Origin of the sequence: Streptomyces sp. NPDC006733 (assembly GCF_040636125.1) — a bacterium.
Lineage (GTDB): Bacteria > Actinomycetota > Actinomycetes > Streptomycetales > Streptomycetaceae > Actinacidiphila.
Genome location: NZ_JBEYJD010000022.1, coordinates 20473 through 41912 on the forward strand (window position 1 = coordinate 20473; position 21440 = coordinate 41912).

The following is a 21440-nucleotide window of genomic DNA, read 5'->3' on the forward strand; positions in this document are numbered from 1 at the left end:
TCGCGGGGCGGGTCACCAGGCTGCCGGGGCGTAGTCCTTCAGGAAGCAGCCGTAGAGGTCTTCGCCGAGTTCGCCGCGGACGATGGGGTCGTAGACGCGGGCGGCGCCGTCGACCAGGTCGAGGGGGGCGTGGAAGCCCTCTTCGGCGAGGCGCATCTTGTCGGGGTGGGGGCGCTCGTCGGTGATCCAGCCGGTGTCGACGGCGGTCATGAGGATGCCGTCCGTCTCCAGCATCTCCTGGGCGCTGGTGCGGGTGAGCATGTTCAGGGCGGCCTTGGCCATGTTGGTGTGCGGGTGGCCCGGACCCTTGTAGCCGCGGCTGAACTGGCCTTCCATCGCCGAGACGTTGACGACGTACTTGCGGCGGGCCGCGGCCGCGGCCATCGACGGGCGCAGCCGGCTGACGAGGACGAACGGCGCGGTGACGTTGCACAGCTGGACCTCGAGGAGTTCGAGCGGGTCGACCTCCTCGACGCGCTGGATCCAGGTGTTGGTGGCGTCCAGGTCCGGCACGAGGCCGCCGGCGTCGATGGCCGTGCCGGCCTCGATGCGGGCCGGGGTGGCGGAGCCGGTGGTCAGGGCCAGGGCCGTGATCGACTCGGGCGTCAGCGCGTCGTGGCCGGACGAGGAGGGGCCGGGCAGGGCGATCTGGGCGCCGCTGCCGAAGTGGCCCAGCACGGTCCTCGACGGCAGCTCGCCGGCCGGCAGCGGGGCGAGCTCCGCGGCGACGAGCTCCGCGTAGGCGCGGGGGCTGCGGCGGACGGTCTGCGCGGCGTTGTTGATCAGGATGTCGAGCGGTCCCTCGGCGGCCACCTCGTCGGCGAGCGCGATGACCTGGGCGGGGTCGCGCAGGTCTATTCCGACGATCTTCAGCCGGTGCAGCCAGTCCGCGCTGTCGGGCATCGCCTTGAAGCGGCGGACCGCGTCGTTCGGGAAGCGGGTGGTGATGGTGGTGTGCGCGCCGTCGCGCAGCAGCCGCAGCGCGATGTACATGCCGATCTTGGCGCGGCCGCCGGTGAGCAGGGCGCGGCGTCCCGTGAGGTCCGTGCGCGCGTCGCGGCGGCCGCGGTTCTCCCGCGCGCAGGGCGGGCAGAGCTGGTGGTAGAACGCGTCGACCTCGACGTAGCGGGTCTTGCAGATGTAGCAGGAGCGCGGGCGCTCCAGGATCCCGGCGATCTCCGTCGTCGTGGACGTCGTGAGCATGTTGCCCAGCGTCTCGTCGTCGATCCGGTCGGCCGCGCCGGTGGCCGTGGCCTCGGTGACGGCCTTGTCGTTCGCCGTCTTCGCCGCCCGGCGCTCCTGGCGGCGGCGCTGCTTCACGGTGCGGTAGATGCCCGCGGTGGCGCGCCGTACGGCGATCGCGTCCGGGTGGTCGACGTCCAGCCGGTCGAGCTCGGCCAGCACGCTCAGGCAGAGCTCCATGCGCGCCGGGTCGATGCCCGTCGAATCGTCGCGCCGGGTTTCCGTCTGTTCACTCGCTGTCATGCCGCTGCTGCCTTACTGGATCGTCTGTTCCGTCCCGAGTCCACCCGAGTCAGGCGGAACTCTACGGACGCACGTGTAGCACCACCAAATACGAGCCCGTCGGCGACCCCCGCGTCTACGGTCGGTGCGCGGGCCGGCACGGACGGTCGCCGAGCAGTGACGTCCGCCACCCCCGTGTCCGGCCCTTGAGACGGGGGATAGTCTCGGCACGTTCGTACTCTCCCTGGAGGCCAGTTGAGCGCCAGCAGCCCGCTCACCGTCCCGGACGACTCCCCGTTCGGCGTACACAACCTGCCGTACGGCGTCTTCACGACCGCCGACCGGCCGGAGCAGCGCCGGATCGGCGTCGCCATCGGTGACCACGTCCTCGACGCGGGCGCGGCGGCCCGCGCGCTCGGCGAGTCCGGTTTCCCCGCCCTCGACGCCTCCAGCCTGAACCCCCTGCTGGCCGCGGGCCGGCCGGTGTGGACCGCGGTGCGGGCCGCGCTCACCCGGTGGCTGACGGACGAGTCGCTGCGCGGGGCGGTCGAGCCGTGCTTGGTGCCGCGCGCGGAGGCCGTCCTCCACCTGCCGTTCGAGGTGGCCGACTACGTCGACTTCTACGCCTCCGAGCACCACGCGACGAACCTGGGCCGCATCTTCCGGCCCGGGTCCGAGCCGCTGACGCCCAACTGGAAGCATCTGCCGATCGGCTACCACGGCCGGTCCGGCACGATCGTCGTCTCGGGCACCCCGATCATCCGCCCGTCCGGGCAGCGCAAGGCCCCGGCGGACGCGGTCCCGGACTTCGGCCCGTCCCGCCGCCTGGACATCGAGGCGGAGCTCGGCTTCGTCGTCGGCACGCCGTCCGAGCTGGGCAGTCCGGTCGCGCTGGCCGACGCCGCCGAGCACGTCTTCGGCGTCTGCCTCGTCAACGACTGGTCCGCCCGCGATCTGCAGGCGTGGGAGTACGTGCCGCTGGGCCCGTTCCTCGGCAAGTCCTTCGCCACGTCGGTCTCGCCCTGGATCGTCCCGCTGGACGCCCTCGCGCAGGCCCGCACCACGCCGCCCGAGCGCGACGTCGAGCCGCTGCCCTACCTCGACGACCGGGACGCCGCCGAGCCGTCCGGCTTCGACATCGCCTTCGAGGTCCGGCTCAACGGCCACACCGTCTCGCGGCCGCCGTTCGCCGCCATGTACTGGACGTACGCGCAGATGCTCGCGCACCTGACCGCCAACGGCGCGTCCCTGCGGACCGGGGACCTCTTCGCCTCCGGCACCATCAGCGGCCCCGAGCGCGAGACGCGCGGCGCGCTCATCGAGCTGACGTGGAACGGCCAGGAGCCGCTGAAGCTGGCGGACGGCAGCGAGCGCACGTTCCTCGACGACGGCGACGAGGTCGTCATCACCGCCACCGCCCCGGGCCCGAACGGCACCCGCGTCGGCTTCGGCGAGGTGGCCGGCCGCATCACCCCCCGCCCCGCGGGCTGAACGACCCGGTGCCCGCCGCACCTCGCCAGGACGGGGTGCGGCGGGCACCGGCGCGCTCTAACGCACCCGGCCGCGCGGCTTCAGGGGCACGGGCGGCAGTTCGGGGGCGGGCAGCGGAGGTCCGTCGTAGCCCTTCACCTCGCCGAAGCGGGGGCCCGTCGTCCAGTCCTCGCGGGCCTGGGCGATGTCCTCGTTCGACCGTCCGATGAAGTTCCACCACATGACGATCTTCTCCTCGAAGGGCTCGCCGCCCAGGAGCATCAGGCCGCTGTCCACATCGGCGCGCAGCGCGAGTTCCCGGCGGCCGCAGCCGAGGTAGAGCATGGAGCCGGGGGCCAGGCGTACGCCGTCGACCTCGGTCTCGCCGGACATCGTCAGGGCGGCGTACTCGAAGTCGGGGCGGAGCGGCAGGCGGGTGTCGGTGCCCGCCGCCAGGGCGAGGTCGGCGCCGACCAGCGGGGTGTGGACGGTGCCGGGCGAGGCGGCGCCGTCCAGTTCGCCGAGGATGACCGTGGCGCGCAGGCCGCCGCCCCCGCTGACGACCGGCAGGTCGGCGTGGTGCTCGAAGGCGGGCGCGGTGTTGCGGTGGGCGTCGGGCAGGGCGACCCAGAGCTGGGCGCCGTGCAGCAGCCGGGAGTGCTCGCGCGGGGACTCCTCGGAGTGCGAGATGGCCCGGCCCGAGGTCATCAGGCCCAGCTCGCGGGGGCGTACCGTCTGCAGGCTGCCGAGGCTGTCGCGGTGCAGCACCTCGCCGTCGTGCAGCCAGCTCACCGTCTGCAGCCCCATGTGCGGGTGCGGCGGGACCTGCATCCCGGACTCGGCGGCGATGTCGTCCGGCCCGTAGTGGTCGACGAAGCACCAGGCGCCGACCATCCGGCGGCCCAGGTTCGGCAGGAGCCGGCGCACCTCCGTGCTCGCGCCGAGGGCGACGGTGCGGCCGGTCAGGAGCTCGCGGACGGGCTGGGCCGAGACGTCGTCCCGGCCGCCGCACACGGTCGGTGCGGGCTTCACATCGAGGTTGCTCATGCCCCGATCATCCCGCACCCCGCGTCCCGCGCCGAGTGCCGCCGGCTCGGACGGCCGGAGGCACTCGCAGCCGCCTCAGATGGCCGGGTGCACTCCGTGCACCAGGTCCATCGCCTCGCTGGTGTAGCGCTCGCGGACGCTGAGGTCGAGGTCGGGGAAGTAGTCCTTGAGCCGGGCGACCACCTGCTGCTCGGACTCGTGGCAGTCGCGCAGCAGGAAGATCGCCTTGCGCAGGATCGACCGGTCCATCGGAAGCCCCCTCAAAAACCGCCCACCCGCTTCTTGCCGTGGGCCGCTTTCCACGGTACGCAGCCGACCGTCAGCACTGGGGCAAAGGGATCTCCGCGCCCGGCAAAGGCAGGTAAAGACCTGCAAAGCCGTCCGCCCGCGGCTACCCGTTGGGCAGCAGGTCCATGGGGATGTCCACGGGGCGGGCCCGCAGGTACTCGCCCAGGCTCTTGGCCTGCGGGTCGGGGCGGGTGGAGGCGGCGACGCCCTCGCCGAGCAGGCCGCGCACGACGAAGTTGAGGGCGCGCAGGTTGGGCAGCTCGTAGCGGACGACCTCCAGCTCCGCCGCCTCCGGGAGCAGCAGCCGCAGCTCGTCGACGCCCAGGTGGGCGCGGAGCCAGGCGTACGCCTCGTCGCTGCGGGCCCACAGGCCGATGTTGGCGTCGCCGCCCTTGTCGCCGGAGCGGGCGCCCACCAGCCGTCCGAGCGGCGCCCGGACGGTGGGGCCCGAGTCGTCCGGCCGGCGCGGCTCCGCGGCGGCGACGGCCGCGCTGTCCGGGCGCTCGCGGCGCTCGCGCGCCGCCGTCGGGGGCCGCGGCACGTCCAGCCGGGTGCCGTCGGCGAGCACGACCTCCGCCGTCACCTCCGCGGCGGGGACCAGCGCGGGCCAGTACACCCCGTACTCGGTGGGCCGGGGGGACGCCTGCTCCAGGTAGAAGCCGGGGTAGCTGGCCAGCGCCGTGCCCGCGACGGCGGTGAACAGCGCGCGGCCGACCTTGTCACGGTCGGCGTCCTTGACGGTCAGCGTCAGCCGGGCGGTGTCGGCCGCCGGGCGCTCCATGCGCAGGTCGAACTCGTCGAAGCGGTCGGCGCCGCCCGTGGCGTCGAGCAGGGACGCCTCCGCGAACCGCGCCTTCGCCTCGATGTCGAGACCGGTCAGCACGAAGGTGGCGCTGTTGCGGAAGCCGCCGAGGTGGTTGAGGCAGACCTTGAGGGTGTCGGGGGCGGGCTCGCCGCGGGTGCCGGTGACCAGTACCCGGTCGGGGCCCTGCTGCTCCAGCCGCAGGGTGTCGAAGCGGGCCACGACGTCGGCGTTGAGGTACTCGGGCCGCTCGATCTCGTAGAGAAGCTGCGCCGTGACGGTGTCGACGGTGACCGCGCCGCCCGTTCCCTCGTGCTTGGTGATGACGCACGAGCCGTCGGGGCGCATCTCGGCGATCGGGAAGCCGGGGTGGACGGGGTACTCGATCTCGGTGAAGAAGGAGAAGTTGCCGCCGGTGGCCTGGGCGCCGCACTCGATGATGTGGCCCGCGGCGACCGCCCCGGCGAGCCGGTCCCAGTCGTCGGGCGCCCAGTCGAAGGCCCACGCGGCCGGCCCGATGACGAGCGCGGCGTCGGTGACCCGGCCGCAGATGACCACGTCGGCGCCGGCGCGCAGCGCGCGGGCGATGCCCCAGCCGCCGAGGTAGGCGTTGGCGGTGACGGGCTCGACCCCGGAGTCGGCGAGCGGCCGGCCGGTGGAGAGGTTGGCGAAGGCGTGGCCCTTGTCGCGCAGCTCGGGGAGGCGTCCGAGCAGGTCGTCGCCCTCCACGTGGGCGATGACGGGGTGCAGGCCCCCGAGCGCGGCCAGTTCGCCGAGTTTGGCGGCGAGCCCGGCGGGGTTGAGGCCGCCCGCGTTGACGACGACCTTGATGCCGCGCTCCAGGCAGGTGCCGAGCACGTCGTGCATCTGGGCGAGGAAGGAGACCGCGTAGCCGGCGTCGGGGTCGCGCTGCCGTGCCTTCCACAGGATCAGCATCGTCAGCTCGGCCAGGTAGTCGCCGGTCAATACGTCGATCGGACCACCTTCGACCATCTCGCGAGCGGCGGACAGCCGGTCGCCGTAGAAGCCCGAGCAGTTGGCTATACGCAGGACGTCGAACGGTGCCGGCATGGCGGTCACTCCTGGTCGGTGCTGGGCAGTGGTGGCCGCGCGCAGCATTTCGCGTGCGGTGGCCACCCGGCAAGGGGCCCGTACGGAGCACCCCCTCTCGCGTGCCCGGCGTAGGCCGCCTAACGTGCGTGCATGAGCTCTGCTGGGACGACCCCTCCGCCGCCGGACGAACCGACCTCCACCGCCGCGGACTCCGGCGACCCCCGGGGCGTCCCGGCGCTCGCCGACGGGTCGGGCGGTTTCCTGGCCGAACTGCGGGACGCGATCAGCTTCCGGGCGTTCCTGCTGGTCGTCGGGGGCCTGCTGGTCCAGCTGGCGTTCATCGTGTCGTACCTGGGCGCGTTCCACTCCCCCACCCCGCACCGGATCCCGGCCGCCGTGGTGGCCCCGGCGCAGGTGTCGGGCCAGGTGGTCCAGCAGCTGAACGCGCTGTCCGGCGAACCGGTGAAGGCGGTCGCGGTGGCCGACGAGGCCGAGGCGCGGCGGCAGATCATGAACCGTACGGTGGACGCCGCGATCCTGATCAACCCGGCGGGGAAGACCGACACGCTGCTGGTGGCGTCGGCGGGCGGCCCCTCGGTGTCGCAGACCTCCACGCAGATCGCGCAGAGCGTCGAGAAGGCCCAGCACCGGCAGGTGAAGGTCATCGACATCAAGGCCCCCAACAAGGAGGACGGCCGCGGTCTGAGCTCGTTCTACCTGGTCATCGGCTGGGTGGTGGGCGGCTATCTGACCGCTTCGATCCTGGGCGTGGCGGGCGGCGCGCGGCCGGTCAACCGGCACCGGACGGCGATCCGGCTCGGCACCCTCGCGCTCTACTCGGTGGTCTCCGGGCTCGGCGGGGCGATCATCGTGGACCCGGTCTTCTCGGCGCTGACCGGCCACTTCCTGGCGCTGTGGGGCATCGGTTCGCTGATCGTCTTCGCGGCCGCCGCCGTCACCACCGCCCTGCAGGTGCTCTTCGGGATCGTCGGCATCGGGGTGTCGATCCTGCTCTTCGTCGTGCTGGGCAACCCCAGCGCCGGGGGCGTCTACCCCGCGTCGCTGCTGCCGCGGTTCTGGAGCGCGATCGGGCAGTCCCTGCCGCCGGGCGCGGGCACGACGGCGGTCCGCAACACGGTGTACTTCGGCGGCAGCGCGACGGCCGGCCCGCTGTGGGTGCTGGCCGCGTACGCGGCTGCCGGCGTGGTCGTCGCGATGGTCACCGTCGTGGTCCGCGACCGCCGGGCGGGGGCCGTCCCCGCGCGCCCCGGGAAGCCGCTCGGGGCGGCCACGCCGCTCTGACGCCGCCGGCGCCGTGCCCGCCGTCGCCTTCCGGACGGGCGGGGAGGGTGGCGGAAGCGGAGACGGCCCCTCCTGCGGCGTGTCCGACACGCCTAGGCTGAGCCCATGAGCTCTTACGACGATCTTCCGCCGTTCGAATTCGCCTTCCCCGGACCGCTGCGCGACCGGCTGGTCGCCGCGGTCCTGTCCGGGGCGAAGACGTCGACGACGGGGCTCGTCGCGGACTACGAGCACTGCGGCGACGCGCTGCCCGTCGTCGGGGAGCGGGCCGCGGTGGTCGACTCCGCGGGCCGGCCGGTGGCCGTGCTGGAGACCACGGAGGTCCGCGTGCTGCCGCTCGCCGACGTCGATCTGGCGCACGTGGTGGACGAGGGCGAGGGCGAGGGCAGCATCGCCGAATGGCGGGCGAACCACGAGGGGTTCTGGCACAGCCCGCAGATGCGCGAGGCGGTCGGCGACCCGCACTTCACCGTCGACGACCGGACGCTGGTCGTCGCGCAGCGCTTCCGCGTCGTGGAGCACCTGGACCCGGCGACCGGCGCGCCCGCGCCGTCGCCCCGGCAGCGCTCCGCGGACGAGCTGCTGGACATCGTCGACGAGCACGACGTGGTCGTCGGGCAGGCGCGGCGCGCCGAGGCGTACGCGCGCGGGCTGCGGCACCGCTGCGTGTTCGTCCTGGTGCGCGACGGCGAGGGGCGCACGTTCGTGCACCGCCGCACCGCGCAGAAGCTGGTCTTCCCCTCGCTGTACGACATGTTCGTGGGCGGGGTGGTCGGGGCGGGTGAGACGTACGACGACGCGGCGCTGCGGGAGGCCGAGGAGGAGCTGGGGGTGTCAGGACTCCCCGGACCCCGTCCGCTGTTCACGTTCCTCTATGAGCGGGACGGGCACTCCTGGTGGTCCCGGGTGTACGAGGTGCGGTGCGAGCTCCCCGTCTCCCCGCAGGTCGAGGAGGTCGCCTGGCACGCCTTCCTCACCGACGGTGAGCTGGAGCGGCGGTTGGCCGAATGGAGTTGGGCCCCGGACGGCCTCGACGCGTTCCACAGGCTGCGCGAGTGGCGCGGGCGGCCTTCTGGGGCGTAGCCGTCTTGGCTGAAAAGTGTGCTGGTGGACACCCCCGCGCGGTGACACGTTGTGGCCTCGCCCATGGGAAAGGGGAGACACCATGCGCATGATCTATTCCGATCGCGGTCCCTCACCACTGGACCTCGGGAAGCCGGGCGAGGCACCACGCGACTCGACGTTCGGCTGGTGGGGCGCGCTCAGTGTGGAGCACTTCGTCAACCAGGTCACCCTCACCTACACCCACGAGGACGCGACCGGCTGGCTGAACTACCTGCAGCAGTTCTACGACCGCAACTTCTGGTTCGCGGACGACGGCGTCAAGGTGTGGGCCTACGAGGACACGTACGACGACTGGCAGGACCGCTACGGCCTGGACGCGGTGGCCGCGGTCTACCACTCGGGCCACGGCGGCATGTACAACGACGGCACCTTCATCGCGCCACTGGGCGGCACGTGGGACAACCGCAGTGACGCTCTGTCGTCCAACATGCGGCTGGGCAACCAGCGGGTGAACTACATCTTCTGGTCCACCTGCAACTCCCTGCGCGTGCTGGACGGGCACAGCCCGATCCGTACGTGGGGCACGCCCAACGTCGGCTTCCGCATGATCTTCGGCTTCGAGTCGACCAGCGTCGACCACCCCGGCTACGGGTCGAACTTCTGGAACTACTGGCGCGGCGGGCAGACCTTCACCGACGCCTGGCTCAACGCCAGCTGGGCGATCTCCACCCACCAGGCGCCGTCCGTGGCCGCGGTGGGCACCACCCAGGACGAGGCCGTCAACCGCCTCAACACCGAGCGGTCCTTCTCCCGCGACCACGTCGCGGACAACTGGTACGCCTGGCGCTGGTACTACGCCCGCGACGCCATCCGCGAACCGCTGATGACGCTGCCGGACGAGCCGAAGCTGGTCCTGCTCGCGCCGCGCGAGCCGAGCGCCGAGCTGCTCGCCATGGGCCGGGCCGCGCAGTTCCCCGAGGCAGCGCTCGCCGAGATCCAGGTCGAGGCGCAGGGCGTGCTGAGCGCCACGTCCGGCGACCGGCACATCTCCACGGGACCCGGCGCCGTGCGGTGGGTCAAGCTCGCCGAGCCCAACCGCCGCAACACCGAGCAGATCTCCACCGAGCAGGCCATCGCCGCGGCCCAGCCCTTCGCCCAGCAGCACGCGAACGGCGCCGAGCTGGTCGTCGACAGCGTGCACGACCTGATGGAGAACTACGGCAGCAAGGACGGGGAGCAGGGCGAGCCCCGCAGCGTGGAGACCATGGTGGTCTTCCGTCAGCAGTTCAACGACGTTCCCGTCATCACCCCCGGCCGGGGCGAGATGCGCGTGTCGGTGGACAACGACGGCACCGTCGTCCAGGCGCTGATCTCCACCCGCCAGCAGGCCGGCAGCAGCGGTCTGCTCACCTCGCTGGTCACCGAACCGCAGCCCGGTGCGCGCGGTGCGGCGCACGAGGCCTCCCGGCCGTCGTTCGCCGAACCGCAGGCAGCGCTGGCCGTGGCGCAGCAGCAGCTGCTCGCCGAGCTGGCGGCCCACGCGGCGGCCGGCCCGAAGAACGCGGCCATGACCGGCGCGCGGAGCCAGAACCGGTCCCCGAAGTCCCCGGAGTCCATCGAGTCCCGTGACGTGCCCGGCACGACGCAGGTCGGCTACGAGATCGAGGGCAACCACGCCTACCTGGCCGCCCGCAAGCTCATCGAGATCGGCCCGGAGGGCGGCTTCGTGACCCGCCGCTGGGTGATCGCACCGCTCGCCCGCTGAACAACCCCGCGACCGACGGGGCCGGAGCCGCTCCGGCCCCGTCACCGCGTTCCGGAGCGGCCCGCCGGGCCGCTCCGGTCCCGCGGTGGTCCGGACGTACAGTGACCGGGTGATCGTCTTCGTACGGGCGCTGCCCGGCAGGCTGCGGGCCGCGGTGTCGGCGGTCGGGCTGTGGTTCGCCCCGACCCGGGTGCAGGCGGAGGGCGTGACGCCCGACTACCGGTTCTCACTCGCCAACGAGCGCACGTTCCTGGCCTGGATCAGGACCGCGCTGGCGCTGATCGGCGGCGGCTTCGCGGTGGACCAGTTCCTGCCGGACCTGCCGCGGACCGTCCGGGTCGTCCTCGCGCTGGCGCTGCTGGCGGGTGGCGCGATGTGCGCGGTGCGGGCCGTCAACTACTGGGTGCGCTGCGAGCGCGCCATGCGCAGGAACGAGGACCTGCCGATCTCCCGCTTCCCGACGCTGCTGGCCGTGCTCGTGGCGGGCATCGCGGTGCTGATGGTGGCGATCGTGCTGCTCGGCCGGGCGGGCTAGGCCGTGCCGGCGACCGCCGGGGTGCGGGAGCGCGATCCCGGCCTGCAGCCGGAGCGCACGCGGCTCGCGTGGCGGCGGACGACCCTGTCGTGCGCGGTCACGGCGGTGCTGGCGGGCCGGCAGGCGCTCCACCGGGGGCTGTCGGGCGTGGGGATCGTGGGGGTGGCGCTCGGCGCGCTGGTCTGGCTCGCCTTCCTGGTCGTCGCCCAGCGCCGGATCCGGCTGATGGACGCGCCGCGGCCGCCCGTGCTCGGTGCACGGGCGGCCGCGGCGGTGGTGGGGTGCACGGTGGCGCTGGCCGTCTTCGGCGCGGCCGTGCTGTGGTGACGGACCTGTCCCGTCACCCGGTCGGACACGTCACACGGTGACGACGATCTTGCCGCGGGTGTGGCCCTCGGCGCTGAGCCGCTGCGCGTCGGCCGCCCGCTCCAGCGGGAACGTGGCGGCGACCTCCACGGTGACCACTCCGGCCTCGGCGAGGTCGCTGAGCGCCGCGAGGTCCGCCGCGTCGGGGCGGACCCACTGGAACCGGCCGCCCATGCCCAGCACCGCCGGGTCCGCGATCGAGACCAGCCGGCCGCCGTCGGCGAGCAGCTGCGGGGAGACGGTCAGGGCGTCGCCGCCGACCAGGTCCAGCACCGCGTCCACGCCGTCGGGAGCCAGCGCCCGCACGCGGTCGGCGAGGCCGTCCCCGTAGACCACCGGCTCCGCGCCGAGATCGCGCAGGTAGGCGTGGTTCTTCTCCCCCGCCGTCCCGATCACCCGGGCGCCGAGGTGCTTGGCGATCTGGACGGCCATGGAGCCGACGCCGCCGGCCGCCGCGTGGATCAGGACTGTGTCGCCCTTGCCGACGCTCAGCTCGTGCAGCAGCGTCTGATAGGCGGTCAGGCCCGCCAGCGGCAGGCCCGCGGCCTGCTCGAAGCTGAGGTTGGACGGCTTGCGGGCGAGCGTGCGGACCGGGGCGCCGACGTACTCGGCGAACGTGCCGCGGGACAGGAAGTCCTCGCGGACGTAGCCGATGACCTCGTCGCCCTCCTCGTACTCGGGAACGTCGGGGCCGGTCCTGACGACGACCCCCGCGACGTCCCAGCCCGGGATGACGGGGTAGACCGCGTCGAGCAGCGAGTCCAGGTAACCGGCCTGCGCCTTCCAGTCGACGGGGTTCACCGCCGCGGCCTTGACCTTGATCAGGACGGTGTCCGGTCCGACCTTGGGGTCGGGGCGGTCGCCGTACTCCAGGGCCTCGGGCCCTCCGTAGCTGCGGTAACTGACGGCCTTCATGGTGGTGGCTCCTGTACGCGGTGGGGGGATCGGGCGGGGATCAGACGACGCCGGCCTTGTCGGCCGCGCCGGGCTGCTCCACCACCTTGGGGGACGGGACGGCACTCGTGGCGGACGCCGTCACCTCGACGGTCCGGTGTCCCTGGTGGGTCCGCAAGCCGAGCCAGCTGACCAGCCCGACGAGGGCGAAGGAGACGGCCGCGATGGTGAAGGTGAGGGTGAAGCCCGATTCCGCGGGCAGCGCGGGCACTCCCGCGGGCAGGTGCTCGATGGTCTTGGACGCCAGGATCGTGGTGACCACGGCGCTGCCGATCGCGCTGCCGGTGGAGCGGGAGATCGAGTTGATGCCGTTGGCGATGCCGCTCTGGTGGTGCGGGACGCTCGCCATGATGACGGCGGGCATGGCCGCGTAGCCGAAGCTGACGGCCGCGCCGACGACGAGGCCGGCGCCGATCACCGAGGCGGTGTGGCCGTGGTCGAGGGCGAGCCAGGCGAAGCCGGCGGCGCCCAGGACGGCGGCCAGGCCGAGCACGACCCGCGGGCCGCGGTGCCGGACGAGCCGGCCGCCGATGGGCGAGGCGAGCAGCGAGACGATGGCGCCCGGGAGCAGGAACTCGACGGAGGCCCGCAGGATCGACGCGTCGAAGCCGTAGCCGGTGACGGCCTGGGGCATCTGGACGAGGTAGGAGACGCCCAGGAAGTTCGCGAACATGCCGAAGCCGACGAGGATGCCGGCGAGGTTGGCCATCAGCACCGGGCGGTGGACGAACATGCGCATGTCGACCAGCGGCTCGCGGACCTTCAGCTCGGTCAGCACCCAGACGGCGCCCATGACGACGGCGCCGGCGAAGCTGCCCAGCGTGCGGCCGGAGGCCCAGCCCCACTCGTGGCCCTGCGAGATCGGCAGCAGGAGCAGGAGGAGGGCGACGCCGAGGGTGAGCGCGCCGAGGATGTCGGTGCGGCCGCCGGTCTTGTGCCGGGTCGCGGGGACCAGGAGGACCACGGCGAGCAGGGCGAGGACGGCGAAGCCGGTCGCCATCCAGAACGCGTTGCGGTAGTCGGCGTCGGGGCCGGAGGTGAGCAGGCCCGTGGCGACCAGCGCGAGACCGCTGCCGAACGCCAGGGTGCCGCTGACCAGGGCCATCGCACCGGGGAGCTTCTGCGGGCGGACCTCCTCGCGCAGCACCGACAGCGCCAGCGGGAAGATCGCGGTGGCGGCGCCCTGCAGCACCCGGCCGACGATCAGCAGGGGCAGCGAGGACGCCAGGGCGGCGATGACGGAACCCGCGACCATGACGCCGAGTACGGCCACCAGGGTCGGCTTCTTGCCGTGCTGGTCCCCGAAGCGGCCGAGCAGCGGGGTGAAGACCGCGGCGGACAGCAGGGTGGCCGTGGTCACCCAGCTGACGTTGGCGGTGGAGGTGCCGAGGTCGTTGCGGATCAGGCCCAGGATCGGGACGGGCAGGGTCTGCATCATCGACACGACCATGGCGGCGAGGCTCAGGGCGAAGACGATGACCGTCTCGTTCCGGTGCCCCGCTGCGGCGGGTGCGGTGCTGGCGTGGCTCATTACTGGCGGGTCCTTCGCATGGGCTGCGTCTCATTGCTTCACGACGTGGATGCTTGATGTCGTCAAGCAACTCGACAGACGGTAGACCTCAATAGTTAAGGACGTCAAGTTAATGATTGATGTCGTCAAGCATTTTGAGTACACTCGAGCCATGAGCGCCACGACCCAGAACGTCCCGACCAAGCTCGAACTCCTGGAGCTGCTCGCCGCCATCGGCACCGCCCAGTGGCGGGACTTCGCGGCCGCCGCGGCGCACCACGGCCTCACCTCCACGCAGGCCAAGGTCCTCGCCCAGCTCGATGGGCCGCTGCCGATGCGCGGCCTCGCGGCGCTGCTGGTGTGCGACGCGTCGAACGTCACCGGGATCGTGGACCGGCTGGAGGCCCGTTCGCTCGTGCGCCGCGAGGCGGACCCGGCCGACCGCCGGGTCAAGAACGTCGTGGCGACCGACGAGGGGCGCGAGACCATCCGGCGCGTGCGCGAGGAGATGCAGGCCACGCACGGCGCGCTCGACGCGCTGGACGAGCAGGAGAGCGCGACACTCTACGCCCTGCTGGGCCGGCTCCGCCCGGCGATGGAGAAGAACGCCTGACGGCCTGACAGCTCCGGCCCGACAGCCCGACGGCTCCGGCCTGCCGCCGTCAGCGGCGGCGCAGCGCCGCCGCGACCGCCCGCACGTCACGACTGGCGAAGCCGGGCTCCCGCCCCAGCGCGCGGACCAGGTCGTCCCGCACCGCGCGGGTGCGGCCCGCCGCGACCAGCGCCAGCGACTCGGCGAGCGCGGCCGGCAGCGAGGGGTGGTACCACGGCTCCGCCGCGTCCTCGTCGAACCAGCGGACCGCAGGGAACGAGCCGTGCACCTTGGGCTGGTGGTCACCGAACCAGGACCAGGTCCGGGGATCCAGCGACACGTTGACCACCTGGCCGGCGGGCAGCGTGCGCACCCACGGGCGGGACGCGTCCTGCTGCCAGCGCCAGTGACCCGGGGCGGTCTTCCCGCGCTGGGTGACGCCCACGTAGCGGAGTTTGCGGCGGATCACCGGCCACGGCTCACGGCTCTCCCCGATCCAGTCGGCGAGCGCGCCGTGCACGGTGTCGAAGGTGCTGCCGCCGAAGACCACGTCCACGAGGGCGACCGGCCGCCTGCGGCGGGCGAGCGCGTACGGGTCGAGCCCGGCCGCGGCCAGGTGCTCGCGGAAGCGGGCCCGCACGGCCGGGGTCCAGCCGCGCTCGCCCGTGCACGAGACCGGCAGCCGCAGCAGCCGCCCCTGCCACGACGAGCCCTCGAACGCGCCGGTCAGCAGGTCGTACATGCTGTCCAGCGACCGTCCGACGAAGCACAGGTCGGCGCCGTCGGAACGGGCCAGCACCTTCGCGGCGCACTCGGTGAGCGCCGGCAGGTAGCCCAGCTTCGCGGGCGGCGCCCCCTCGGTCAGCGCTCCGAGCCGGTCGGGGCCGGCGCCCGCGGACGTGGCGAGGCTCCAGCGGAACGGCTGCGGCGGGGCGGACGGTCGGGCGGGCATACCCCCAGTGGATCACCGCCGGCCGGACGGGTCATCCGGTTTTCCCGCGACCGCCCGACCGCCCGCCCGACGGCCGGTCGTCGCGGCTACGGCTACGGCTACGGCTACGGCTACGGCTACGGCTACGGCTACGGCTACGGCGCGAGGATGTCGAGTTCGCGCAGCGCGCCGACGCAGATCTCCCGCATCAGGCTCTCCGCGGCCACCGCGTCCCGCGCCCGGACCGCCTCGGCGACCCGTACGTGCAGGGTGACCGCCTCGGGGTCGGGGGCGGTGAACATCACGTGGTGCTCGGTGCGGCCGGTCAGCACCTCGGCCACCACGTCGCCGAGCCGGGCGAACATCTCGTTGCCGGAGGCCCGCAGCATGACGCGGTGGAACGCCACGTCGTGCACCAGGTACTCGTCCAGGTCCGCGGCGCGGCCGGCCGCGGCCATGTCGGAGGCGAGCACCGTCAGCTCCCGGCACTGCCCCGGGGTGGCGGCCTGCGCGGCGAGCGCGGCGGCCACCGGCTCGACGGCGGTGCGCAGCATCGTCAGCGAGCGCAGCTGGCGGGGGCGGTCCGCGCCGGCCAGCCGCCAGCGGATGACCGCCGGGTCGAAGACGTTCCACTCCTCGGTGCGGCGCACGGTGACGCCGACCCGGCGGCGCGTCTCGACCAGGTGCATGGCCTCCAGGACGCGGACGGCCTCGCGGACGACGGTGCGCGAGACCCCGTACCGCTCCTCGAGTTCGTCGATGCGCAACACCGTGCCGGGCGGGTAGGCGCCCGAGGCGATGGCGGGCCCGAGTTCGGCCAGTACGCGGGCGTGCAGGCCGCCGCTCTCTCCCTGCTGAGGCATGGACGACAGCTTAGGCGCCAGCTCACTGATATGACATTTTCGCATCGAGCTCTTGAATAAGTAGTACCTATGGCGTTTATTGGTGCCAGCCGCTTGCACAAGGAGGTACGAGCGCATGACTGCCGAACCCGCGCAGCACCAGCAGCAGCCGCACCCGAGTCCCCCGGTCGTCGTCGTCATGGGCGTGTCCGGCTCGGGCAAGTCCACGGTCGGCGGCCTGCTCGCCGAACGGCTGGGCGTCCCCTACGCCGAGGCGGACGACTTCCACCCGGCGGCGAACATCGCCAAGATGTCGGCCGGCCACCCGCTGGACGACACCGACCGCGCGCCGTGGCTGGACGCCATCGCCGCCTGGGCCACCGAACGCACCGGGCTGGGCGGCGTGGTCAGCTGCTCCGCGCTGCGCCGCCGCTACCGCGACCGGCTCCGCGCCGCCGCCCCCGAGCTGTTCTTCCTGCACCTGGACGGCCCGCCGGAGCTGATCGCCGCCCGGATGCAGGCCCGCATGGAGCACTTCATGCCGCCCGGGCTGCTGCGCTCGCAGCTCGACGCCCTCGAACCGCTGGATCCCGACGAGGCCGGAGCCGTCATCGCGATCGACGGCGGCCCGCAGCAGATCACCGAGCGCGCGTACGCCGCCCTCCCCCGCTGACCCCCGCCTCCCCCGCCCTCCCCCTGGAGTACGAACGTGTCTGCACTCAGCGTCGAGCTGCTGGCCGCGACCACCGCGCCCCCCATCACCTCCGCCGGTGACACCCGGCTCGCCATCGCCGCCCTCGTCGGCATCGCCGTCATCATCCTGCTGATCACCCGCTGGAAGGTGCACGCCTTCCTCGCCCTCACCATCGGCTCCGGCGTGCTCGGCGCGGTGGCGGGCGCACCGCTGGCGAAGACCGTCACGAGCTTCACGACGGGGCTCGGGTCGACCGTCGCGGGCGTCGGCGTGCTCATCGCGCTCGGCGCCATCCTCGGCAAGCTGCTGGCGGACTCCGGCGGCGCCGACCAGATCGTCGACACCATCCTGGCCCGCACCAGCGAGCGCCGGATGCCGTGGGCGATGGCGGGGATCGCGGGGCTGATCGGGCTGCCGCTCTTCTTCGAGGTCGGCATCGTGCTGCTGATCCCCGTGGTGCTGCTGGTCGCCCGGCGCGGCAACTACTCGCTGATGCGGGTCGGCATCCCGGCGCTGGCCGGGCTCTCCGTCATGCACGGCCTGGTGCCGCCGCACCCCGGCCCGCTGGCCGCGATCGACTCCATCCACGCCGACCTCGGCACCACCCTGGCGCTCGGCGTCCTGGTCGCGCTGCCCACGCTCGCCATCGCGGGACCGCTCTTCGGCCGGGTGGCCGACCGCTGGGTCAAGGTCGAGCCGCCGGAGACCATGACGCCGGCCCGCGCCTCCGACGACCTGGAGCACCGTCCCAGCTTCGTCGCGACGGTGTGCACCATGCTGCTGCCGGTGGTGCTCATGCTCGCCAAGGCGCTGGTGGACGTCATCGTCGACGACAAGCAGAGCCTGGTCTTCCGGATCTTCGACGTGGTCGGCACCCCGCTGATCGCGCTGCTCGCCGCCGTCGTGCTGGCCATGTTCACCATGGGCCGCGCCGCCGGGTTCAGCAAGGAGCGGATCTCCACGACGGTCGAGAAGTCGCTCGCCCCGATCGCCGGCATCCTGCTCATCGTCGGCGCCGGCGGCGGGTTCAAGCAGACACTGATCGACGCCGGGGTCGGCAACATGATCCTCGACTGGTCGGACAGCTGGAACATCTCCCCGCTGCTGCTCGCCTGGCTGATCGCCGTCCTGATCCGCGTCGCCACCGGCTCCGCGACCGTCGCGACGATCTCGGCCGCGGGCCTGGTGGCACCGCTCGCCGCCGACATGTCGACAACGCACGCGGCGCTGCTGGTCCTCGCCGTCGGCGCCGGCTCGCTCTTCTTCTCCCATGTCAACGACGCCGGGTTCTGGCTCGTGAAGGAGTACTTCGGGATGGACGTCCCGCAGACCCTCAAATCATGGTCGACGATGGAGACAGTGATCTCCGTGGTGGCCCTAGGCTTCGTCCTGCTGCTCTCGCTCGTCCTGTAGTGCGAGACGGCGTCAGTTGACCGTCCTGGGGAGGGCACGCATGGGCACGCCGTCGATTGCCGACACCACGGGCACGGAGCCGTATCTCATGGAACTGGCTCCTGACGTCCATGCTTTCTGCCAGCCCGACGGCGGGTGGTGCCTGAGCAACGCTGGCTTCGTCAGCGACGGCACGAGCACCCTGCTGGTGGACACCGCCGCCACCGAGCGCCGCACCCGGCTGCTGCGCGACGCCATCACGGCGGCGGGCGCGCCGCATCCGGAGTACGTCGTCAACACCCACCACCACGGCGACCACACCTACGGCAACGGCCTGTTCGCGGCGGGCGGCTCGGCGATCGTCGGGCACACCGCCTGCCGCAGCGAGGTGCTGGCGGCCGGCCGCCAGCTGCACGGGGTGTGGCCGGACGTCGACTACGGCGACATCCGGATCACCCCGCCCACCGTCACGTACTCCGAGTCGATGCGGCTGCACACGGCCGGCTCCGAGGTCCGGCTGTTCCACCCGGGGGTGGCGCACACGCCCGGCGACACCATCGTGTGGCTGCCGCGCCAGCGCATCGTGTTCACGGGCGACCTGGTCTTCAACGGCGGCACGCCGTTCATCCTGATGGGGTCGCTGAACGGGTCGCTGCGCGCGCTGGACCTGCTGCGGTCGCTGGACGCCGAGATCGTCGTCCCCGGGCACGGCCCGGTGACCGACCCCGGCGCCTTCGACACCATGGAGCGGTACCTGCGCCACCTCGGCGCCCTCGCGGAGAGCGGCCGCGCCGCCGGCCGCACCCCGCTGGAGACCGCCCGCGCCGCCGACCTCGGCCCCTTCGCCCAACTACGGGAGTCCGAGCGCCTGGTCGCCAACCTGCACCGCGTCTACGCCGAACTCGACGGCATCGCCCCGGGCGCCCCGCTGGACGTGCCGGCGGCGTTCGCCGACATGACCAAGATGAACGGCGGCGTCCCGGTGGCGTGCCACGCGTAGAACCGCGGCGGTGGCGCGGCGGTGAGCCGCCCGCGCTACCAGCGCGGCACGGCCGGCGTCCGCCAGTCCGGCTCGGCCAGGCGCATCGCGGCCGCGTCGTCGCGGTCGCGGAGCGTGCCGTCGTCGTCCAGCCAGCGCTGGTGGAGCACCTCGAGGGCGTCGCGGTCGAGTTCGACGCCGAGGCCGGGCGCGTCGGAGACGGTGAGGCGGCCGTCGGTGAAGACGTGCCGGGACGTGATGACGTCGTCGGTCTGCCAGGGGTAGTGCGAGTCGCAGGCGTAGTCGAGGTTGGGGACGGTCGCGGCCACGTGGGTCATCGCCGCCAGGCTGATGCCCAGGTGGGTGTTGGAGTGCATGGACAGGCCGACGCCGAAGGCGCGGCAGATCGCGGCCAGTTCGCGGGTGTTGCGCAGGCCGCCCCAGTAGTGGTGGTCGGAGAGCACCACCTGCACGGCGCCCGTCGCGAAGGCCTCCCGGATCTCCGGGAACGTCGTCACGCACATGTTGGTGGCCAGCGGCACGTCCGTGCCCGCCGCGACCTCCGCCATCCGGCCCGTCGTGCTGGCCGGGTCCTCCAGGTACTCCAGGACGTCGCCCAGTTCGGCGGCGACCCGCAGGGAGGTCTCCACGGACCAGGCGCCGTTGGGGTCCAGCCGCAGCGGCTGTCCGGGGAACGCCGCGGCCAGCGCCCGGACGGCGGCGATCTCCTCGTCGGGCGGGAAGACCCCGCCCTTGAGCTTGAACGAGCCGAACCCGTACGTGTCGGCGAAGCGGCGGGCCTGGGCGACGACCCCGGCCGGGTCGAGCGCGGCGCCCCAGTCGTCCCGCGGGGTGTCCGCGCCGGGGTGGTGCGCCCAGCGGTAGAAGAGGTAGGCGCTGTACTCGACGGTGTCGCGGACCTTGCCGCCGAGCAGCGCGTGCACGGGCAGGCCCTGGATCTTGCCGAGCGCGTCGAGGCAGGCGACCTCGAAGCCGGAGATGACGGAGAGCCGCAGCTTGTCGGCGGTCTGCACGCCGCGCAGCCCGCCGACGTCGACGGAGTCCGAGACGTCGTCGGGGTTCCCGGGATCGCCGCAGACCCGCTCGGCGAGCGAGAACAGCCCGTTCAGGTCGCTGACCGCGTGACCGGGCAGCGCCTTGCCCAGCGGGGCGGCGAGCTCCAGGTAGCGGGTGTCGCCGTAGGTCTCGCCGACGCCCACCGTGCCGTCGGCGGTGACCACCTCGATGATCAGGCGCGGGGTGTAGGGCTGGTGCACGCCCTGGGTGTTGAGCAGCGGCGGGTCGGCGATCAGGATCGGCGTGAGCCTGACCTCCGTCACCGTCAGTGCCCCGGCATCCGCCGCTGTCTGTGTATGTGAATACCGTTCACCCATAAGTCCAGAGGCTAGGCGGGGGCCGAGTCCGCGTCAACCCATGCCGGCAACGCCTCCCGGGCCGCGTGCCAGGCCGGCGGCAGGGCCGCGACCCCGGTGCGGGCGGCGACCACGCCGCCCGCGATGGCGCAGGTGGTGTCCATGTCGCCGAGACCGGAGACCGTGAACCACAGGCACTCCTGGAGGTCGTCGGGGTGGTTGGCCGCGCACCACAGGGCGAACGGGACCGTGTCGGGGGCCGAGACCCGGTACCCCGAGCCGAGCACCTCGGCCGCGTGGCGGACCGAGGCGTACTCCGACATCCGCGAGGCGGTGCGCAGACCGGAGCGGACGTCGGAGACGTCGAGCCGGTCGGCGACGGCGCCCAGGAAGTCGGCGCGGGCGGGCGCCGCGCCGTCCCGGCCGCGGGCCGCGAGCGCGGCGGCGACCGCCACCGCCACGGCCCCGACGACGGCCTCGTGGTGGCCGTGGGAGACGGCCGCCTGGCGGGCGGCGAGCTCCGCGACCGCGTCCAGGTCCCGGCAGTGCCAGGCGCCGAGCGGGGCGACGCGCATGGCGGCCCCGTTCCCCCAGGAGCCCAGCCCCTCGAACTGCTCGGCCACCACCGCCTTCCAGGGCTCACCGGCGCCGATCCGGCGCAGCACGTCGTGCATGGAGGGGCCGTAGCCGCGGTGGTCGTCGGCGGCGTACTCGTCGGCGAGGCGCCGGGCCAGCCGGTCCTGGTCGACCTCGCCGCCGCTCTCGGCCAGCTCCCGCACGAGCGCGAGCGCCTGCGCGGTGTCGTCGCTCCACAGCCAGGTCTCCTGCGGCGGCAGCACGCGTCTGTCCAGCGCCTCGGGTCCGGACCGACGGAGCAGCGAGAACCAGCGGTCGCCGAAGGCGTCCCCGTGGGCGAGTCCGTGGAGCGAGTCCAGGGCGGCGGCGGGGATGTACATCTAGGCTCCTCGAAGGGCATGGGCGGAAGGGTCAGTCTCGCAGTAGGAACCAGCCCACAA

20 protein-coding genes and 1 pseudogene are annotated in these 21440 nt (G+C 73.2%); 11 read left to right on the forward strand and 10 right to left on the reverse strand.

Translation table 11 applies throughout. The annotated features are described in order from the left end of the window. Window positions 1-12: 12 nt before the first annotated feature. Window positions 13-1485 carry an SDR family NAD(P)-dependent oxidoreductase gene (locus ABZ721_RS20440; RefSeq protein ID WP_358790044.1) on the reverse strand — a complete coding sequence of 491 codons (1473 nt, stop codon included), beginning with the start codon at window positions 1483-1485 and terminating at the stop codon, window positions 13-15. A 234-nt stretch (window positions 1486-1719) separates the two neighbouring features. Here ABZ721_RS20440 and fahA point away from each other — a divergent pair, with 234 nt between their 5' ends. Next, window positions 1720-2955 (forward strand): fumarylacetoacetase, encoded by a 1236-nt coding sequence (gene fahA, locus ABZ721_RS20445; RefSeq protein WP_358790045.1) that lies wholly within the window; start codon window positions 1720-1722, stop codon window positions 2953-2955. Window positions 2956-3012: 57 nt separating this feature from the next. On the opposite strand, the gene ABZ721_RS20450 is transcribed toward fahA, so the two are convergent. The 3 genes from ABZ721_RS20450 to ABZ721_RS20460 form a co-directional block, all read right to left on the reverse strand. After that, window positions 3013-3981, reverse strand: coding sequence for a pirin family protein (locus tag ABZ721_RS20450; protein ID WP_358790046.1), 969 nt, complete (start codon window positions 3979-3981; stop codon window positions 3013-3015). Between the two features lie 75 nt (window positions 3982-4056). Next, window positions 4057-4230, reverse strand: coding sequence for a hypothetical protein (locus tag ABZ721_RS20455; RefSeq protein WP_358790047.1), 174 nt, complete (start codon window positions 4228-4230; stop codon window positions 4057-4059). Between the two features lie 142 nt (window positions 4231-4372). After that, window positions 4373-6142, reverse strand: a complete 1770-nt coding sequence (locus tag ABZ721_RS20460; RefSeq protein WP_358790048.1) for an acyclic terpene utilization AtuA family protein — start codon at window positions 6140-6142, stop codon at window positions 4373-4375. Between the two features lie 132 nt (window positions 6143-6274). On the opposite strand from ABZ721_RS20460, the gene ABZ721_RS20465 reads away from it, so the two are divergent. The 6 genes and pseudogenes from ABZ721_RS20465 (at window position 6275) to ABZ721_RS20490 (ending at window position 11118) form a co-directional block, all read left to right on the forward strand. After that, window positions 6275-7426: an ABC transporter permease gene (locus ABZ721_RS20465; protein WP_358790049.1), complete on the forward strand. Its 1152-nt coding sequence runs from the start codon at window positions 6275-6277 to the stop codon at window positions 7424-7426. 105 nt (window positions 7427-7531) lie between these two features. Beyond that, window positions 7532-7933: pseudogene (locus tag ABZ721_RS20470) on the forward strand (ASCH domain-containing protein); the annotation flags it as partial. 15 nt (window positions 7934-7948) lie between these two features. Next, entirely contained in the window at window positions 7949-8509 is a 561-nt protein-coding gene (locus ABZ721_RS20475) for an NUDIX domain-containing protein (RefSeq protein ID WP_358790145.1), read from the forward strand. Between the two features lie 88 nt (window positions 8510-8597). Next, window positions 8598-10256: a DUF6345 domain-containing protein gene (locus ABZ721_RS20480; RefSeq protein ID WP_358790050.1), complete on the forward strand. Its 1659-nt coding sequence runs from the start codon at window positions 8598-8600 to the stop codon at window positions 10254-10256. 109 nt (window positions 10257-10365) lie between these two features. Beyond that, window positions 10366-10791 carry a DUF202 domain-containing protein gene (locus ABZ721_RS20485; protein ID WP_358790051.1) on the forward strand — a complete coding sequence of 142 codons (426 nt, stop codon included), beginning with the start codon at window positions 10366-10368 and terminating at the stop codon, window positions 10789-10791. Window positions 10792-10794: 3 nt separating this feature from the next. Then, entirely contained in the window at window positions 10795-11118 is a 324-nt protein-coding gene (locus tag ABZ721_RS20490; RefSeq protein ID WP_358790052.1) for a DUF202 domain-containing protein, read from the forward strand. A gap of 30 nt (window positions 11119-11148) precedes the next feature. On the opposite strand, the gene ABZ721_RS20495 is transcribed toward ABZ721_RS20490, so the two are convergent. Beyond that, window positions 11149-12072, reverse strand: coding sequence for an NADP-dependent oxidoreductase (locus ABZ721_RS20495; RefSeq protein WP_358790053.1), 924 nt, complete (start codon window positions 12070-12072; stop codon window positions 11149-11151). 40 nt (window positions 12073-12112) lie between these two features. Then, window positions 12113-13642 carry an MFS transporter gene (locus ABZ721_RS20500; protein WP_358790054.1) on the reverse strand — a complete coding sequence of 510 codons (1530 nt, stop codon included), beginning with the start codon at window positions 13640-13642 and terminating at the stop codon, window positions 12113-12115. Between the two features lie 151 nt (window positions 13643-13793). On the opposite strand from ABZ721_RS20500, the gene ABZ721_RS20505 reads away from it, so the two are divergent. Next, complete coding sequence (locus ABZ721_RS20505) at window positions 13794-14234, forward strand: MarR family transcriptional regulator (protein ID WP_358790055.1); 441 nt, start codon at window positions 13794-13796, stop codon at window positions 14232-14234. Between the two features lie 49 nt (window positions 14235-14283). On the opposite strand, the gene ABZ721_RS20510 is transcribed toward ABZ721_RS20505, so the two are convergent. Together ABZ721_RS20510 and ABZ721_RS20515 are read right to left on the reverse strand one after the other, a co-directional pair. Next, entirely contained in the window at window positions 14284-15165 is an 882-nt protein-coding gene (locus ABZ721_RS20510; protein ID WP_358790056.1) for a hypothetical protein, read from the reverse strand. 134 nt (window positions 15166-15299) lie between these two features. Next, window positions 15300-16007, reverse strand: coding sequence for an FCD domain-containing protein (locus ABZ721_RS20515; protein ID WP_358790057.1), 708 nt, complete (start codon window positions 16005-16007; stop codon window positions 15300-15302). 115 nt (window positions 16008-16122) lie between these two features. Here ABZ721_RS20515 and ABZ721_RS20520 point away from each other — a divergent pair, with 115 nt between their 5' ends. Genes ABZ721_RS20520 through ABZ721_RS20530 form a run of 3 tightly spaced genes read left to right on the forward strand, consistent with a single transcriptional unit; the run spans window position 16123 to window position 19072 of the window. Then, a complete protein-coding gene (locus tag ABZ721_RS20520; protein WP_358790058.1) occupies window positions 16123-16659 on the forward strand; it encodes a gluconokinase, GntK/IdnK-type in 537 nt (178 codons plus the stop codon). A 36-nt stretch (window positions 16660-16695) separates the two neighbouring features. Continuing rightward, complete coding sequence (locus ABZ721_RS20525) at window positions 16696-18093, forward strand: gluconate:H+ symporter (RefSeq protein ID WP_358790059.1); 1398 nt, start codon at window positions 16696-16698, stop codon at window positions 18091-18093. 40 nt (window positions 18094-18133) lie between these two features. Further along, window positions 18134-19072, forward strand: coding sequence for an MBL fold metallo-hydrolase (locus ABZ721_RS20530; RefSeq protein ID WP_358790060.1), 939 nt, complete (start codon window positions 18134-18136; stop codon window positions 19070-19072). Window positions 19073-19107: 35 nt separating this feature from the next. Here ABZ721_RS20530 and ABZ721_RS20535 read toward each other — a convergent pair whose 3' ends face one another. Together ABZ721_RS20535 and ABZ721_RS20540 are read right to left on the reverse strand one after the other, a co-directional pair. After that, window positions 19108-20445: a glucarate dehydratase family protein gene (locus ABZ721_RS20535; protein WP_358790061.1), complete on the reverse strand. Its 1338-nt coding sequence runs from the start codon at window positions 20443-20445 to the stop codon at window positions 19108-19110. Window positions 20446-20456: 11 nt separating this feature from the next. Further along, window positions 20457-21380, reverse strand: a complete 924-nt coding sequence (locus ABZ721_RS20540) for an ADP-ribosylglycohydrolase family protein (RefSeq protein WP_358790062.1) — start codon at window positions 21378-21380, stop codon at window positions 20457-20459. Window positions 21381-21440 lie beyond the last annotated feature (60 nt).